This window comes from Bacillus sp. AY2-1 (genome assembly GCF_008368965.1).
Classification (GTDB): Bacteria; Bacillota; Bacilli; order Bacillales; family Bacillaceae_G; genus Bacillus_A; species Bacillus_A thuringiensis_S.
Genome location: NZ_QPEL01000011.1, coordinates 1 through 16,106 on the forward strand (window position 1 = coordinate 1; position 16,106 = coordinate 16,106).

A 16,106-nucleotide genomic window follows, 5' to 3' on the forward strand; every position below is an offset into this window, starting at 1 on the left:
TTATACTAGGTATACTATTTATTTTATATTTATTAAAGCGTTACTCCTTTGATCAGAAAATGAATTGGAAAAGAAGAATTCTATTTGGATTCGCATTTGCTACTCCATTTTGTTCCGCTGTATTCTTAAATATTTATTTCCAAAAGCAACCTTATCTCATTTACCATCTAAACTTTTGGCAAAGTGCCTTAATTGCTATCTTATTTTTTATTTTATATAAATTACTATACAAAAAATCAAATTTTTAACAGCCCTTCAAAAGGCTGTTTTTCTTCTGTCTAATTTTACAAATTGAAAAATTTCATAAAGAAAATAAGAAAAATGCAAAATAATTAAAGTTAATTGTTGACGTGATGCTTTTATTATCGGTATCATAAATCTTCGTGAGCAATTATTTTTCGTTATACGATTTTTTTATTATTACTGAATTTTTGAGAGGAGAAATTAGATGTCAGTTAAGAAGAAAACGCAAGTACGCACCGGCAAAATGGTACGTGAACTAATGTTAGCAGACGAAGATGTAAATGCTTCGCTAATTATGGTATATAGTGAAAACGGTGTAAACGCAGAAATTAAAATCGAGGGCTTAACGCCGAAATGTAACGAAGAATTATTTTTGAGCGGAAACGTGGATTGGAACAAGAGTGTTATTTATAAAATTGTTGATTTCACTGGAAACGCTGAAGTTGGTAAAGTTACATTAACAGCGATGAACAAAAACAATGTTTCTCTAGAAATTGAACGCGTTATGTGGAGTAAAGAAAATAAAGACGCTGCCGAGCAAGAAGAAACACAGGTAGAAGCAGCGCCGAAAAAAGAAGTAGTTGTAGAAGCTCCAAAAGCAATTCCACCCGCTCCTAAGCCTGTTACGCGTGTGGAAACACCTGCTATGGCACCTAAGCCTACTCCGGTACCGACACCGAAGCCAGTAAGTGTAGAAGCGGCTGTAGAACTAACTACTCCAGCACCTGTGAAAAAAGTAGTCCCTACTCCAGTTACAAAGCAAGAAACAGCACCGGTTGCTCCTGCAAAACCGAAGCAGCCTGCTTTGACTGAAACAAATTCAAAACTACAAGAAAATTATGTTAAACTCGTGAAAAAGACAATTGAAGTTTGTCAAGATTATGAGCTTGGCATCGACATAGATGATTCTATTGAAAGCTTAAAAGAAGAACTACAAAGCCAAGGTATTAGCGTTACATTTGACAAAGAAATTATGGACGTTGTAAGTCGCCTTCGTTCTTTACAAGATAAAGGAATCAAAGTAGAAAAAGTACTTAATTTACTATAAAAAAATAAGAGGTGGCAATTGCCATCTCTTATTTTTTATAATTCCACTCATTACTTTCATACTTCTCTTTCGCTAACGTTTGAACTTCATGTAACTGTTCTTCTGTTAATTCATATGGAACAAGTTCTACATCCAATCCTTTTTCAAACCCAATTTCAAACGCTTTAATTAACTGTTCTATCGTAAATGTACGGTCTGTTAATTCATTAATTGCTACCGCTTTAGAAGAAAACATACTTTTCATACGTTCCTTCACACGTTCATTTGGGAATAAAAATAGATCATATAGTTCATCTAAATCAATTTCTAATGGAATCGATCCATGCTGTAAAATAACACCTTTTTGACGTGTTTGAGCACTACCAGCAATTTTTCTTCCTTCCACTACAATTTCATACCAAGATGGTGCATCAAAACATACGCCTGAACGTGGATTTTTTAAATTTTCACGATCTGCTTCTGTTTTTGGAACTGCATAATATGCTTCTAGCCCTAATGCCTTAAAACCATCTAATAAGCCTTGCGAAATAACACGATACGCTTCTGTAACTGTTTTCGGCATATTCGGATGATCTTCAGACACAATAACACTATACGTTAACTCTTTGTCATGTAGTACACCCCTGCCGCCTGTTTGACGACGAACGAATCCATATTTCTTTTCGTTAACTACATCCATATTAATATCTTTTTCAACACGTTGAAAATATCCAACTGTTAATGTTGGTACTTCCCATTCATAAAAACGAATTGTTGGTGGCATTTTCTTTTCACTTTGCCAATTTAATAAACATTCATCTAACGCCATATTAAATGCCGGTGAACATTGACCAGAGTTAATATAACACCATTTTTCTTTTCCCATCCTGCACCTCATATAACCAAGTATTTTTCACATTCTCTAGTCTACCAAATTCGACAAAATTTGTGAAAGAATACGAAATTTCTTCTTATATGCAAATGAATCTGTTGCATAAATACATATGGGCATTATAATATTGAAAGTAGGATAAGAAAAAAGGGAGCGATAGAATCGTGTCAACAACTTGGATTATTTTATTAGCCGTAATCGTAGCATTCATCGGCTACACTGTATGGATGTACTTCTATCAGAAAAAATTAATTAAAACTCTTACAGAAGAAGAATTTCGCGCTGGCTACCGTAAAGCACAGCTTATCGATATTCGTGAAACAGATGAATATAACGCAGGGCACATTTTAGGTGCACGTAACATTCCGTTATCACAAATTCGCCTTCGCCATAAAGAACTTCGTCAAGATCAACCTGTTTACTTATATTGCCAAAGCGGATTCCGTACAGGTCGTGCAGCGCAATACTTAAAAAAACAAGGCTACAAAGATTTCTACCAATTACAAGGTGGATTTAAATCTTGGACAGGCAAAATTAAAAAGAAATAATAACATACAAAAAACTAGCTGAATAAATCAGCTAGTTTTTTCATTTCATCTTATTCGCAATGTATAATAAATTTTGCTTAATCGTGTCTTTATCGCTCTCTTCTACATTCCGATACAATAGCTGATATTCAATTCCTTTCTCTTTCCATAGAAGCGTAGCAAATTCGTCACCACGTTCATAATCATCTTTATTTTTAAAATAAGCAGACGTTCCATTATTTAGTTTCATTTGTTCTTGAAATCGCTTCTCTTCCACGAAATCCGGAAAACTATAAGGAAAGTTCGCGACATTTAACTCAATATACTCATTTCTACCTTGCTCCTGCTGTTTATATTTAATCGTTAAGACAGCCTTCTTTTTCCCAAGCGTTCTTACTTCACCCTTTACATCACTTATAATGTCGTACGGTAAAAACGTTGGAACTTTAAACTTCACCGGAAAATATTTTGGAATTTCCTTTAGCGGAATAGGATCCGTAACACGATCCATAGCTCCTCCTGTTGTTCCCACAAAGTGTTTTTCTTCTTGCATCGTTTGCTGAAACGAACACGAACTAAGTACAAAACTAGAAAACACGAAACAAATGATTCTTTTTTTCAATTTGTTTCCGCCCTTTCATACCGCTCTCTTAACGAACGAAGCGTTGATCCCGCACTAACGGCCCGATTAGTGCCGGCTAATAATCAGTGGGGGATGGCGCCCACTGATTAAAGTTTCACTTTATATGCTCTTCATATTCGCTTTGTCACCAAACTACACCTTTGAAAACTTTCCACGTTATTCTCACACATTTTGACAACACTTTTTGCAAACAAAAAAGACCCCTATCATTCTTACGCCCAAGTGAAAAGGTTACGCGAATAAAAAGAAGTCTTATTAATACCATAGTTTGTGAAAAGCTTTTCAGGTCAAGATTTTTTCTTTCTTATTATTTTCCCTTTATAATAAGAGAAAGAGGTGATACATATGGCCAATATAAAACAAATTGCTAAAACTGCTGGTGTATCGATATCAACTGTTTCTCGTGTCCTGAATAATCACCCTTACGTAAAAGAAGAAAAGCGTAAGCGTGTTCTAGATGCTGTTGAAGAATTAAACTACGCAAAAAATATAAATGCTGTCCATTTAATAAGAGGGAAAACATATACAATTGGCGTTATGCTCCCTTTCATTAACCTCCCCTACTTCAGTACCATTATTGAAGGAATTGGTAACGAAGCATTATTAGCTGGGTATCACATTAATTTATGCCAAACAAATTACGATAGCCTTGAAGAAATTCGTGTTCTTGAAATGATGAAAATGAAACAATTTGATGGGATGATTATTTGCTCCCGGACGAGCTCTTGGGAACAAATCGAACCTTTCGCAAAATTTGCCCCTATTATTTCATGTGAAAAAATGAACCATCCCCTCATTTCATCCATCTACGTAGATCATTATGAAGGCTTTCGTCTCGGTACTACCTATTTACTAAGTAAAGGCCATGAAAAGATCGGAATTTGTTTAGCGAGAAAAACAAGTGTAAATTCCATGGAGCGTGAAAAGGCGTTCGCCGATACACTTTGTAACGAAGGGAAGACGTTGCATCCTGAATGGATTTTCCACCAATGCTATACAATGCAGGACGGAGCACAAATACTCCATCGTATTTTAAATATGAAAAATCGTCCAACTGCTATTTTCACAGCGAACGATCAAGTTGCAGCTGGTTTATTAACAGAGGCTCGAAAACATGGCATCCGAGTACCTGAAGACCTTGCTATCCTTGGATTTGATAATCATGAAATTTCAAAGGCATTAGAAATTTCCACAATTGAACATCCCGGTCTCGCAATGGGCTCACATGCTTTTTCTTTATTCCATAAGCAGATTCAAAGCGAGCAAATTGTCGGCAGTGCAAAAGAGCTTTCATTCCATTTAATTAAGCGAGAGACTGTCTAAAAAGAGCGTTACCTATAACGCTCTTTTTCAGCTCTTCACCTATTGACATTATATTTTTCATCTCATATAATTAACCTAACGAACGGTAGGTAGGGGATGAAAATGACAGCAAACCGCATTAAAGCTGTAGCACTTTCTCATTTCGCACGCTACGGCTATGAAGGAACTTCATTGGCAAATATTGCTCAAGAAGTTGGGATTAAAAAACCATCGATTTACGCACACTTTAAAGGAAAAGAAGAGCTATATTTCATATGCTTAGAATCTGCTCTTCAAAAAGATTTGCAGAGCTTCACAGGCGATATCGAAAGCTTTTCCAATTCGTCCACTGAAGAATTGCTTTTAAAATTATTAAAAGGCTATGCAAAACGATTTGGTGAAAGTGAAGAATCAATGTTTTGGTTACGAACTTCTTATTTTCCGCCTGATGCATTTCGCGAACAAATTATTGATAAAGCAAATGTACACATTGAAAACGTCGGAAAACTTTTATTCCCTGTATTTAAAAGAGCAAGCGAACAAGATGAGCTGCATAACATTGAAGTAAAAGACGCCTTAGAGGCTTTTCTATGCTTACTCGATGGTCTTATGGTTGAACTATTATACGCAGGTTTAAATCGTTTTGAGACACGTTTAGACGCTTCTTGGAAAGTATTTTGGCGCGGACTTTCAAACTGACGGATTGCTCCTTTGCAATGCGTCGTTTTTAAGCACTTTACCTAACGACTGGTAGGAAGGAGAAATGACATATGGCATGGATTTATGTAATCATCGCTGGTATTATTGAAATCTTTTGGGTGATTGGACTAAAAAAAGCGGAGGCACCACTTGAGTGGGCTGGTGTTGCTCTATTAATTACAATTAGTTTCGTCTTATTATTTAGAGCTTATAAAGATTTACCTGTCGGCACTGTATATGCAGTCTTCACAGGAATCGGAGCTGGCGGAATCGTTCTTACAGAGATTTTCATCTTCGGAGAACCTTTCTCTATTGTAAAAGTTTTATTAATCGGTTTAATCTTCTTCGGAGTAATTGGTCTAAAACGAGTAACAGAAGAAAAAGAAACGAAGGAGGCTGCATAAAATGGCTTGGGTATTTTTAATTCTAGCTGGTATTTGTGAAATTATTGGTGTACTCTTTATGAAAGTAGCCACTGAAAAGAAAGGCTGGGCACCAAAAGTTATTTTAATCGCTAACTTCGGCGTAAGCTTCTTCTTCTTATCTCTTGCGATGAACACGTTACCGATGGGAACTGCTTACGCGATTTGGACTGGAATCGGAACTGCTGGAAGTGCACTTCTAGGCATTCTCATTTTCCGAGAATCAGCGGATTGGCGTCGTCTTGCTTTCTTAAGCTGCATTTTATGCGGCGCTGTTGGCTTAAAACTATTAAGCTAACGTGAGGTGAATGTCATGTGGAAAGAAAAAGGGAATCAACTGTTAGCATGGATTACACTCGGGATTGTCATTCTATTACAAATAAGTTTTCATATAATAGAATCATTGTTTCATAAAGTATTATCCATTCTCACATTCTTTCCTAACATGACACTTGAAATTATATCGATTGTTTGGTCCATTATCGCCTCCATTGCAATCGTCATTATATGAAGTATCGCCAAGCTATGGAATAAGTTATTTAAAAAGGACAGTACTTCTAAAAAAGAGTAACTGTCCTTTTTTGTATTCATTCAGATTTTCTATAAAAGTTAGATGCAATAAGACAAAACAGACCAACTATGACAATACTTATACCAATCCCTTTATGCAAATTAGGAAACGGTGATGGTATGTCTGAATAAAAATTTGCTAATATGAGACCGATTGAAACGAAAAGTACCCCTATTCTATATAACCATTTTCTTTTGTTCATCATTCTCCCCTCCTAAAATTTTTCATACACTCCTTTCTTTTGGACAGACTACCTAAAAAAGGAGTGAATAATATGCCAAATTCCATACATAAACAAATCCTATTTTTATTTTTCCTATTTCTTATTCTCATCATCGTTTTCAGCTTTATATTACATACTCCAAAAGATGTGCCAAATAGCGTTTCTTTTTATAAACTACTGCTCTCGTATTGTCGTTATTGAAGAACGTGCCTTTTGAAATTTCCCCAAGAAAAAAAGACCAACATTTCCCTGTTGGTCTTTCGTATATGTATCACTTTTCAAAGCGATCTAACATCTCGTCTCTCATTCCGAAACTTACTACTGCAATTCCTATATACATAAACAGAAGAAATGCCGGATGAACTGTGTTGTACCAGCTGCTGTCAACGATTAAGTAAATCGTTAATGCCACAACAAGAACAAACGCTAAGATAAACATATAAAAGTGTCTTGTACTACCCATGATAAACTCCTCTCTTCTCACTTCACCATTCAACAGTTTATTTTATCGAATAATTCGATATGACTCAAGGTTAACTTTCTGTTATGTAATCAAGTTCCACCTTTACAATGTCCTCACATGCTATTGAAATGATTGTTCCTTGTTTATCAATTGCCGTCACTTCTCTATTATCCATTACACGATTTGCTACTCTTTCTAACACTTTCCCTTGGTCTCGATAGCAAAATTCTTTTACATCTTTAATTGTTTCTCCATTTTCTAAATGGTATACCATTCTATAACATCGATATCCCACACTTTCACCCCCGTCTTGCTCGTTTTTTCACATATACATAAAAATGAGTAATTTTTGCCTCATCACATCTTCTTAATTTCAATAAAATTCTAACAAAAATAAATACTTTTATCAAACTGACTTTTTCAACAAAACTACCTATAAAACTACACCTTTACACCATTAGGAAACAAAAAATATAATTTTTTAACATTTTCTTCACTATTTCTGCACAAATTCTCCATACAAAAAAAGAACCCGCCGCAGCGAGTTCTTTTTTTGTTATTCTAATCAAACTTGTACAGGAGCTGGCTTTGCATAACGTAAAACTGGTTTACGTGCAGCCATCGTTTCGTCTAAACGTTTAATGACTGTCGTATGCGGTGCTTCTTGTACAACTTCTGGATTTTCTTCTACTTCTTTAGCGATTTGAATCATCTTATCAATGAAACCATCTAATGTTTCTTTTGATTCTGTTTCTGTCGGCTCAATCATAATACATTCTTCCACATTTAATGGGAAGTAAATTGTTGGTGGATGGTAACCGAAATCAAGCAGACGTTTTGCAATATCTAATGTACGTACGCCAAGTTTCTTTTGACGACGACCTGATAATACAAATTCATGCTTACAATGTCTATCGAATGGAAGATCGTAGAATGGTGCTAATCTTCTCATCATATAGTTCGCATTTAATACAGCATACTCAGTTACTGCACGCAAGCCATCTGGACCCATAGAGCGAATATACGTGTATGCACGAACGTTAATTCCGAAGTTACCATAGAATGGCTTCACACGACCAATTGCTTCTGGACGGTCGTAGTTGAAGTGATAACCATTTTCCGTTTTTTCTAAAATCGGTTTTGGTAAGTACGGAATTAAATCAGCTTTCACACCTACTGGACCAGAACCTGGGCCACCACCGCCGTGAGGACCTGTAAATGTTTTATGAAGGTTTAAATGCACAACGTCAAATCCCATATCTCCTGGGCGCGCTTGGCTTAATACCGCATTTAAGTTTGCACCATCATAGTATAATTTACCGCCTGCATTATGGACAATTTCTGCCATTTCTAAAATATTTTCTTCAAATAGACCTAATGTATTAGGATTTGTTAACATAAGTGCTGCTGTTTCTTCATTGACAACACGTTTTAAGTCTTCTAAATCAACAAGGCCATTTTCATTTGATTTTACTGTAATTGTTTCAAAACCAGCTACAGTTGCAGATGCTGGATTCGTTCCGTGAGCAGAGTCAGGCACAATTACTTTCGTACGGTTAAAGTCACCATTTGCTTCATGGTATGCACGAATTAACATTAAACCTGTCCATTCTCCGTGTGCACCAGCTGCTGGTTGTAAAGTAACAGTATCCATACCTGTAATTTCGATTAAATGCTCTTGTAAGTCGTACATTAATTCCATTGCACCTTGTACTGTCTTTTCATCTTGCAGTGGATGAATATTTGCAAATCCTGCGAAACGAGCTACACTCTCATTAATTTTCGGATTATATTTCATCGTACAAGATCCAAGTGGATAGAATCCAGAATCAACACCGTGGTTACGGTTTGAAAGTGCTGTATAGTGGCGCATAATATCAAGTTCAGATACTTCTGGTAGCTCTGCATCTTCTACTCGAATATAATCGCTCTCAAACACATCTTCTAGTTTCACTTCTTCTACATCTAATTTGGGTAAGCTATATCCTACGCGTCCTTCTTTAGTCACTTCAAAGATAAGTGCTTGGTCTTGGTTCTTCATTGGATAGCCCCCATTTCGTTTACAAGTGTGTCAATTTCCTCTTTCGTACGAAGCTCAGTTACCGCTACAAGCATATGGTTTTCATGCTCTTTATAATCACGGCCTAGATCGTAACCGCCGATAATATTCTTTTGTAATAATGCATCGTTTACTTCTTTCACTGGACGTTTGCAATCTACAACAAACTCATTGAAGAATGGTCCAGCAAATGTTACAGTAAAGCCTTTCGCTTCAAATTGACGTTTTGCATATTGTGCTTTAGAAATGTTTTGACGTGCCATTTCTTTCACACCTTGTTTGCCAAGTGCCGTCATTGCAACAGAAGCTGCTAATGCATTTAACGCTTGGTTTGAACAAATGTTAGATGTCGCTTTATCACGGCGAATATGCTGTTCACGTGCTTGTAACGTTAATACAAATCCACGTTTACCATCTGAATCTACAGTTTGTCCAACAAGACGTCCTGGAATTTTACGCATAAATGCTTTCGTTGTTGCAAAGTAACCACAATGCGGTCCACCAAACTGCGTTGGGATACCAAATGGTTGTGCATCACCGATTACAATATCAGCACCAAATTTCCCTGGTGGTGTTAATGCGCCTAATGATAATGGATTTGAAGAAACGATAAATAATGATTTTTGTTGATGAACGATTTTTTCAATATCAGCTAATTTTTCAACTTGTCCAAAGAAGTTTGGATATTGAACGATTACACAAGCAACTGTATCATCTACTTCACTTTGTAATACGTCTAAATCTGTTACACCATCTTTATGATTAATTTCAACAACTTCAAGATTTTGACCTTTTGCATACGTTTCAAGTACTGCTCTTGATTCTGGATGAACCGCGCTAGATACAAGAATTTTCTTTTTGCGAGTATGGCCAGCTGCTAACATTGCCGCTTCAGCTAAAGCTGTACCCCCGTCATACATAGAAGAGTTTGCTACATCCATTCCTGTTAATTCACAAATCATTGTTTGGAATTCAAAGATTGCTTGTAATTCCCCTTGTGAAATTTCCGGTTGGTATGGTGTGTAAGCTGTATAAAATTCTGAGCGAGAAATAACATGATCTACAATTACTGGAGCATAATGATCGTATACGCCTGCTCCTAAGAAAGAAGCGTATTCTTTTAAGTTAGCATTTTTACTAGCCATTTGAGATAGCTCTTTTAAAAGCTCTGGCTCTGATTTTGCTTCTTTAATTTTTAAATCCCCTTTAAAACGAACACTCTCTGGAATATCAGAGAATAATTCATCGATCGTTTGAACGCCGATCGTTTGTAACATTTCTTTTTTGTCTTCTTCTGTCATTGGAAGATAACGATGCAACATGAAATCTACCCCTCTCCCCGTTACTTTGAACGTTTGTAAAATGGTGTTGGAACAACTACTGCTTTGACGCGTTTATTACGAATTTCAATTTCTACTTCTGTATCAACTGCTGCGTATTTTACATCAATTAGTGCTAAACCAATGCTTTTCTTTAACGTTGGAGATTGTGTACCACTCGTTACTTCCCCAATTTTTTCTTCACCAATAAATACAGGGTAATGCGTACGAGGAATTCCACGTTCGATTACTTCGATGCCGACTAATTTACGAGGCGCACCGTTTTCTTTTTGCTCTTTTAACGTTGCTTTTCCAAAGAAGTCTGCTTCTTTATTTGTTTTTACCGCAAAGCCAATTCCAGCCTCAATCGGTGTAATATCTTTTGATAATTCTTGTCCATAAAGTGGTAATGTTGCTTCGAATCGAAGTGTATCACGAGCACCTAAACCACATGCTTTTAAGCCCTCTTCTGCTCCAACTTCAAGAAGTTTCTCCCAAAGTTTTGCAGCATCTTCACTCTTACAGTAAATTTCGAATCCATCTTCACCTGTGTAACCTGTACGAGATACAAGTGCTGGAATTCCATCTACAAGAATATTGTTTTTAAATTTAAAGAACTTAATTTCTTTCAAATCTTCTGACACAACTTTTTGTAAAATGCCTTCTGCTTTTGGTCCTTGAATTGCAAGCTGTGCAACTTCACTAGAAACATTGACTACTGTCGCATCGCCAATTACATGACTTGCTAACCATTCGTAATCTTTCTCTATATTTGATGCATTGATTACTAATAAATAGTCTTCTTCACCACGTTTGTAGATTAATAAATCATCTACTGTACCACCATTTTCGTAGCACATAGCTGTATATTGTGCGCCCCCTACCTTTAAGGTAGATACGTCATTTGTAACAACACGTTGTAAAAATGCTAAACTATCTACACCTTTTACTTCAACTTCTCCCATATGAGACACGTCGAACAAACCTGCAGCTGTACGTACAGCTTCGTGTTCTTCTTTAATGCTTGAAAATTGAACTGGTAATTCCCAACCACCGAAGTCGATTGTTTTCCCACCATACTTCGCGTATACATCAAATAACGGTGTACGTTGTAATGTAATCATGCTCTCTCCCCCTTATGCTTTGACAAATCAATAAAAGTTGCTTCCTTTTTCTAAACATTTTCATTCTGAAAAGATAGGATATACGGAATCTCATTATATTTTTTTATGAAAGCGTAAATAAAAAATCACTTTCTTGGATAAAATACGAAAGATTCCACACATTTCACACCATTATCCTAACATCATTCGCTATATTTCATCAATATTCTAGCATAAAAAATAATTTAGAATTTTTTATGTTAAAACACAATAAATACAGCTTTTGAGATTTAATACTTTATTATTGTCTATCATATAGCCTTTAATAACGATAATTATGCCTTCTTTTGAGGCAAATCATCATACATTAAAAAATAATTACTTTAGTTTATAAAAGGTGGGAGAGTCGTAATGAATGTCGATATTTCCGTAGATCGGACGTGGCAAAACAATTTTTTAAATAGAATTGATGAAGATGGTCCTTGGACAAACTGGGATTTATATCACTTAGCTTATGAAACAGAAAAATCGTTACTTGTTCCTACTTTTGATGGACTACAAGCACCGAAACATTTATCCCATTTCACGCCGCTTCCGCATCAATTAGAAGTCGCTCAAAATGTGATTGAACAAATGAATGGTAAAGCGATTCTAGCAGATGAAGTAGGTCTTGGAAAAACAATCGAAGCTGGACTTATTTTGAAAGAATACATGGTCCGCGGGCTTGTGAAAAAGGTACTTATACTTGTCCCAGCCTCTCTCGTATCACAATGGGCATACGAGCTGAATACAAAGTTTTTCATTCCCGCTGTAGCACAAAAGAAAAGCTACTCGTGGGAACAAGCTGACGTAATCGTATCATCAATTGATACTGCGAAACGTTCACCACATCGCGATATCGTGTTGAACTTAGAATATGACCTTATTATTATCGATGAAGCACATAAACTGAAAAATAATAAAACAAAAAACTATGAATTTGCACAACGATTAAAAAAGAAGTTTTGTTTATTACTAACCGCTACTCCTGTTCAAAATAAGATTGATGAAATTTTTAACCTTGTTTCTTTATTAAAGCCAGGACATTTAGGCAATCAATCCAACTTTGAAGAATATTACGCTTCCAAAAATCGCTCAGCCGAATCAGATGAAGACTTAAAAGCTCTCATTAACAAAGTAATGGTGCGAAATAGACGACATAATACCGGTATCGATTGGCCGAAGAGACATGTACGTACAATTTTTGTTGAGTTTAATGAACAAGAACAAGCTCTATATAATGATATCGAAAATTGGCGAGGACAAGACGCCTTCACATCTGCTTTCTCATCGTTAACTTTAAAACGGGAAGCGTGTAGTAGTCGTGAGGCTGTTTACTATTCATTGAAAAAGCATGTAGAAAAAAGACAGAAAGAAAATGAACATTATATAAAAGATCCACATATCGATGTGCTAATGGACAAAATTAATCATATTCCTTTCAACTCGAAAGCAACTAAAGCTCTAGAGCTTATAAAAGAAATTGACGATAAAGTCGTCATTTTCACGGAATACCGAGCATCACAGATGTACTTACAATGGTTTTTACAACAACACGGTATTTCTTCTGTCCCATTCCGCGGCGGATTTAAACGCGGGAAGAAAGATTGGATGAAGGAACTTTTCCAAAATCGTGCCCAAGTGTTAATTGCAACGGAAGCTGGCGGAGAAGGCATTAACTTACAGTTTTGTAGCCATATGATCAATTATGATTTGCCATGGAATCCAATGCGTCTTGAGCAAAGAATCGGACGTATTCACCGTCTCGGTCAAAAGAATGATGTTCATATTTATAACTTAGCTACAAAGCATACTGTTGAAGAACATATTTTGAAACTGTTATATGAAAAAATCAACTTATTCGAGCGTGTTATCGGTGAACTCGATGAAATTTTAACGAGAATTAATATGAAAAACATCGACGCGCACATTCAAGAAATTTTCGCGCAATCAAAAAGCGAAGGTGAAATTAGAATTAAGATGGAAAACTTAACATCTATTATCGACTTTGCGAAACGAAATGAAGCTGAGGTGCAAGGCTATGCAGCAACATGAAATTCATAATTACTTATACAATTTCTTTGAGGCGAATAACTGTGAAATTTTAGAACGTTCTCCTCATTTATTAGATGTACAGTTAACAATTGAGATGGATAAATTATTAATGAATCGCCCTTTTTATTGGCACTATCTTGAGAAAACAGGAGGCGTACCGAATCCGATGCGCCTTACTCTTATTACAAATCCAGAAAATGAAGAAAATGATGGTGAGCTTATTCACTACGGTTCACCACGTCTACATCAAATTTTCCAAACGACAAAAGAATTAGGCTCTTACATACGTTTATATGAGGATGTAAGACATAATGGGGCAACACATACACCGCTCCACCCTTGGCTCGGTATTAATATAAAAGTTTCCTATCAATGTGATCGAAAAAAAGACATCCTTCACTCGATTGGCATTCATCTCATTTCTGGAACAATGATGGCAAACTTTCATGAAACATTAACAAACATTAAACTTACACCAAAAATACCTGATTTTTGTTTTACGCTCTCGCCCATCATTAAACCTCAAAGTGGTTTACAACGCATAGAAGACGCTTTAAAAAATATAATTGCAGAAGATGACCATACGTGGGCAAAAGAAGCAAGAGTGCGTTGGAATCATGATCTAGACCTTTTAAACCGTTTTTATGAAGAAAGTGACGAACTTCCTGAGAGCTATGAAATTGAAAAACAAGCTCTGCAAGAACAGTATGAACCACGTATTACAGTGCAAATTATTAACGGTGGCCTTTTTTATGTTACCGCGAATCATTTTCTATCTTGAAGAAGCTCCTTCTGCTTTAGAAGGAGCCTCTTTTGAGCTATTTTCTACCCTACTCGCTATCGCCACTACGCTCTTGCTGTTTTTTCTGTGCCATACGTTTCTGCTGTGCACGATCCTTTGCGCTCACATGATTTGCATCAGTTGGAAGATTTTCTTTCGAACGTCCAATTCCATTGCTCATCTTTCCCACTCCTTTTTTCGTTTTTCAAAATACATGTTTATTTTCAGCTAGAGTTTCAATCCTTATACAAAAAAATAAGAGCAGCCATTGGCTACTCTTACTCGCTCACATATTTTTGAAACATATCATGGATGCCTTTATTTACTAGGTTCGAGATCTGCTCGTCAGATTTATTCGGATAACGATCACGCAATCTGATAGATGCCTTCACCATTAAATTTTCTAATACAGAACGGCCACCTTCTCCATAAATAATTTCAGCATATTTAACAAGCCTTCCATCCTCTACTGTTGCTGGATTATGATTGAAGAAAAATTTACTCATTGTCTCCACCTCTCTCTTTTGATAACGTTTACATTTATATAGATTATTTATGTTATTTATTTCACAATATTGTATGCATGTATATTTAATTAGTTTCATTATAAAGCAACATATCGATAGTAAATATGTGATTTTCCGTCCATTTTGTGAACAAACTAAAAATGAAAGCGTTTCCTTTATTATATACTAAAAAAACTTACTACGCTAGGGGCAATTTTTTTCAATCTACTAATCCCTCAAAAATTGATATATTTTTTCTTTTCCCATTAAACCTTATACAATTTTCAGAAATTATATTATAAAATATATGTATGACTTAAGGAGGCTTTGTATGAATCAAAATAAAAAAGCTATATTAGATCTTGTCTTTTATCTCGTAATCCCATTCCTCATTTGGAAATTTGCAAAACCTTATATCGATCCTTATTACGCGATGTTACTTTCCTCTGTTCCGGGGATTATTTATACACTGTATACCTTTAAAAAAGAAAAACAGTTTAACGTGACAGGGTTCTTTATTTTAATTACACTCATTTCTAATACAACGGTAGATCTATTATCTGGGTCAGCTGAACGAATGTTATGGAACGATGCGTATTATCACATCGTACTCGGTATTATCGTCATATGTACAATTTTTATAAAAAAACCACTTATGTTATATTTCGCAGCAGATATTGCAGCGCTGCAAGGCCATGACCGCGATAAAAGTCGTGAGCTTTATCGTGATAGTCGTATATATCCAGCACTGCAATATTTAACGTTATTTTTCGGGCTACAATTTATATTAAAAAGCTTTTTAAAAATTTATTTCATCTCTGTTTTTGGTGTAGATGGCTACGGTGAAATGAGAGCGATTATGACCGCTGTCGGCTGGGGCATTTCTATTTGTATCGGAATAGGGTTCGTATGGGTGAACAATAAAATACATGCCGTTACGGAAGAACAAGAATCCGTACAGTAAACAAAGATTCCCTAGTGTATTACGACACTAGGGGATCTTTGTTTTGCTAGACATATGACTAAAATTTAACTTGATTTTTTTCTTTTACTTTTTACATTTCGATAAAACAAAGCAGCACTCAGCGGCATAACACCAAACCACTTATTCATAAATGGCTCTTTTTCAGCACGGCGTTGTTCTTTCTTTTGTTTTCGATCTTCTTTTGGAGCATCCATATACGACACAAACTGCTGCGTCACAAAGCGAACATAATCATTAGTAGACATAT

Annotated in this window: 22 protein-coding genes and 1 pseudogene; 12 read left to right on the forward strand and 11 right to left on the reverse strand. The window is 35.9% G+C overall.

Annotation, left to right across the window (positions count from 1 at the left end; all coding sequences use genetic code 11):
- Both DN403_RS01425 and DN403_RS01430 read left to right on the forward strand, forming a co-directional pair.
- Positions 1-248, forward strand: a pseudogene (locus tag DN403_RS01425) (hypothetical protein); the annotation flags it as partial.
- A gap of 200 nt (positions 249-448) precedes the next feature.
- A complete protein-coding gene (locus tag DN403_RS01430) occupies positions 449-1,291 on the forward strand; it encodes a hypothetical protein (protein ID WP_000111891.1) in 843 nt (280 codons plus the stop codon).
- Positions 1,292-1,319: 28 nt separating this feature from the next.
- Here the strand turns inward: DN403_RS01430 and DN403_RS01435 are convergent, their stop codons facing one another.
- The gene (locus DN403_RS01435; RefSeq protein WP_000514076.1) at positions 1,320-2,156 is read right to left on the reverse strand and encodes a lipoate--protein ligase family protein; all 837 of its coding nucleotides are present in this window, start codon (positions 2,154-2,156) and stop codon (positions 1,320-1,322) included.
- A 170-nt stretch (positions 2,157-2,326) separates the two neighbouring features.
- On the opposite strand from DN403_RS01435, the gene DN403_RS01440 reads away from it, so the two are divergent.
- On the forward strand, positions 2,327-2,710 hold the full coding sequence (locus tag DN403_RS01440) for a rhodanese-like domain-containing protein (protein WP_000108654.1): 384 nt from the start codon (positions 2,327-2,329) through the stop codon (positions 2,708-2,710).
- A 40-nt stretch (positions 2,711-2,750) separates the two neighbouring features.
- Here DN403_RS01440 and DN403_RS01445 read toward each other — a convergent pair whose 3' ends face one another.
- On the reverse strand, positions 2,751-3,287 hold the full coding sequence (locus DN403_RS01445) for a hypothetical protein (RefSeq protein WP_033668925.1): 537 nt from the start codon (positions 3,285-3,287) through the stop codon (positions 2,751-2,753).
- 390 nt (positions 3,288-3,677) lie between these two features.
- Here DN403_RS01445 and DN403_RS01450 point away from each other — a divergent pair, with 390 nt between their 5' ends.
- From DN403_RS01450 to DN403_RS01470, 5 genes are all read left to right on the forward strand, one after another.
- Positions 3,678-4,655 (forward strand): LacI family DNA-binding transcriptional regulator, encoded by a 978-nt coding sequence (locus tag DN403_RS01450; protein WP_001273990.1) that lies wholly within the window; start codon positions 3,678-3,680, stop codon positions 4,653-4,655.
- Positions 4,656-4,751: 96 nt separating this feature from the next.
- A complete protein-coding gene (locus DN403_RS01455; protein WP_002082177.1) occupies positions 4,752-5,333 on the forward strand; it encodes a TetR/AcrR family transcriptional regulator in 582 nt (193 codons plus the stop codon).
- 71 nt (positions 5,334-5,404) lie between these two features.
- Positions 5,405-5,737, forward strand: a complete 333-nt coding sequence (locus tag DN403_RS01460) for a DMT family transporter (RefSeq protein WP_000312340.1) — start codon at positions 5,405-5,407, stop codon at positions 5,735-5,737.
- A gap of 1 nt (position 5,738) precedes the next feature.
- Positions 5,739-6,053: a DMT family transporter gene (locus tag DN403_RS01465; RefSeq protein WP_000312623.1), complete on the forward strand. Its 315-nt coding sequence runs from the start codon at positions 5,739-5,741 to the stop codon at positions 6,051-6,053.
- A 15-nt stretch (positions 6,054-6,068) separates the two neighbouring features.
- Positions 6,069-6,266 (forward strand): DUF3975 family protein, encoded by a 198-nt coding sequence (locus DN403_RS01470; protein WP_000265400.1) that lies wholly within the window; start codon positions 6,069-6,071, stop codon positions 6,264-6,266.
- 76 nt (positions 6,267-6,342) lie between these two features.
- On the opposite strand, the gene DN403_RS01475 is transcribed toward DN403_RS01470, so the two are convergent.
- The 6 genes from DN403_RS01475 to gcvT form a co-directional block, all read right to left on the reverse strand.
- Positions 6,343-6,531 carry a hypothetical protein gene (locus tag DN403_RS01475; RefSeq protein WP_002082175.1) on the reverse strand — a complete coding sequence of 63 codons (189 nt, stop codon included), beginning with the start codon at positions 6,529-6,531 and terminating at the stop codon, positions 6,343-6,345.
- Between the two features lie 289 nt (positions 6,532-6,820).
- A complete protein-coding gene (locus DN403_RS01480) occupies positions 6,821-7,012 on the reverse strand; it encodes a hypothetical protein (RefSeq protein WP_000535933.1) in 192 nt (63 codons plus the stop codon).
- Positions 7,013-7,082: 70 nt separating this feature from the next.
- Positions 7,083-7,286, reverse strand: a complete 204-nt coding sequence (locus DN403_RS01485; protein WP_000262496.1) for a DUF3929 family protein — start codon at positions 7,284-7,286, stop codon at positions 7,083-7,085.
- Between the two features lie 291 nt (positions 7,287-7,577).
- Complete coding sequence (gcvPB, locus tag DN403_RS01495) at positions 7,578-9,053, reverse strand: aminomethyl-transferring glycine dehydrogenase subunit 2 (RefSeq protein WP_000795712.1); 1,476 nt, start codon at positions 9,051-9,053, stop codon at positions 7,578-7,580.
- The gene (gene gcvPA, locus DN403_RS01500) at positions 9,050-10,393 is read right to left on the reverse strand and encodes an aminomethyl-transferring glycine dehydrogenase subunit 1 (RefSeq protein WP_000903240.1); all 1,344 of its coding nucleotides are present in this window, start codon (positions 10,391-10,393) and stop codon (positions 9,050-9,052) included. The genes gcvPB and gcvPA overlap by 4 nt, the downstream gene beginning before the upstream one ends.
- Positions 10,394-10,413: 20 nt before the next feature.
- A complete protein-coding gene (gene gcvT, locus DN403_RS01505; RefSeq protein ID WP_000631776.1) occupies positions 10,414-11,514 on the reverse strand; it encodes a glycine cleavage system aminomethyltransferase GcvT in 1,101 nt (366 codons plus the stop codon).
- 390 nt (positions 11,515-11,904) lie between these two features.
- On the opposite strand from gcvT, the gene DN403_RS01510 reads away from it, so the two are divergent.
- Both DN403_RS01510 and DN403_RS01515 read left to right on the forward strand, forming a co-directional pair.
- Positions 11,905-13,587, forward strand: coding sequence for a DEAD/DEAH box helicase (locus tag DN403_RS01510; RefSeq protein WP_001100040.1), 1,683 nt, complete (start codon positions 11,905-11,907; stop codon positions 13,585-13,587).
- The gene (locus DN403_RS01515; RefSeq protein WP_001183963.1) at positions 13,574-14,368 is read left to right on the forward strand and encodes a YqhG family protein; all 795 of its coding nucleotides are present in this window, start codon (positions 13,574-13,576) and stop codon (positions 14,366-14,368) included. The genes DN403_RS01510 and DN403_RS01515 overlap by 14 nt, the downstream gene beginning before the upstream one ends.
- A gap of 49 nt (positions 14,369-14,417) precedes the next feature.
- Here the strand turns inward: DN403_RS01515 and DN403_RS31635 are convergent, their stop codons facing one another.
- Positions 14,418-14,549, reverse strand: a complete 132-nt coding sequence (locus DN403_RS31635; RefSeq protein WP_000064665.1) for a hypothetical protein — start codon at positions 14,547-14,549, stop codon at positions 14,418-14,420.
- Positions 14,550-14,646: 97 nt separating this feature from the next.
- Complete coding sequence (locus DN403_RS01520; RefSeq protein WP_000032702.1) at positions 14,647-14,874, reverse strand: hypothetical protein; 228 nt, start codon at positions 14,872-14,874, stop codon at positions 14,647-14,649.
- Positions 14,875-14,947: 73 nt separating this feature from the next.
- Between DN403_RS01520 and DN403_RS01525 the strand changes: the two genes are divergently transcribed.
- Both DN403_RS01525 and DN403_RS01530 read left to right on the forward strand, forming a co-directional pair.
- Positions 14,948-15,064 (forward strand): hypothetical protein, encoded by a 117-nt coding sequence (locus DN403_RS01525; RefSeq protein WP_003279814.1) that lies wholly within the window; start codon positions 14,948-14,950, stop codon positions 15,062-15,064.
- Between the two features lie 141 nt (positions 15,065-15,205).
- Positions 15,206-15,838 carry a VC0807 family protein gene (locus DN403_RS01530; RefSeq protein ID WP_001073111.1) on the forward strand — a complete coding sequence of 211 codons (633 nt, stop codon included), beginning with the start codon at positions 15,206-15,208 and terminating at the stop codon, positions 15,836-15,838.
- 65 nt (positions 15,839-15,903) lie between these two features.
- On the opposite strand, the gene DN403_RS01535 is transcribed toward DN403_RS01530, so the two are convergent.
- Complete coding sequence (locus DN403_RS01535; protein WP_000106083.1) at positions 15,904-16,104, reverse strand: YqzE family protein; 201 nt, start codon at positions 16,102-16,104, stop codon at positions 15,904-15,906.
- Positions 16,105-16,106 lie beyond the last annotated feature (2 nt).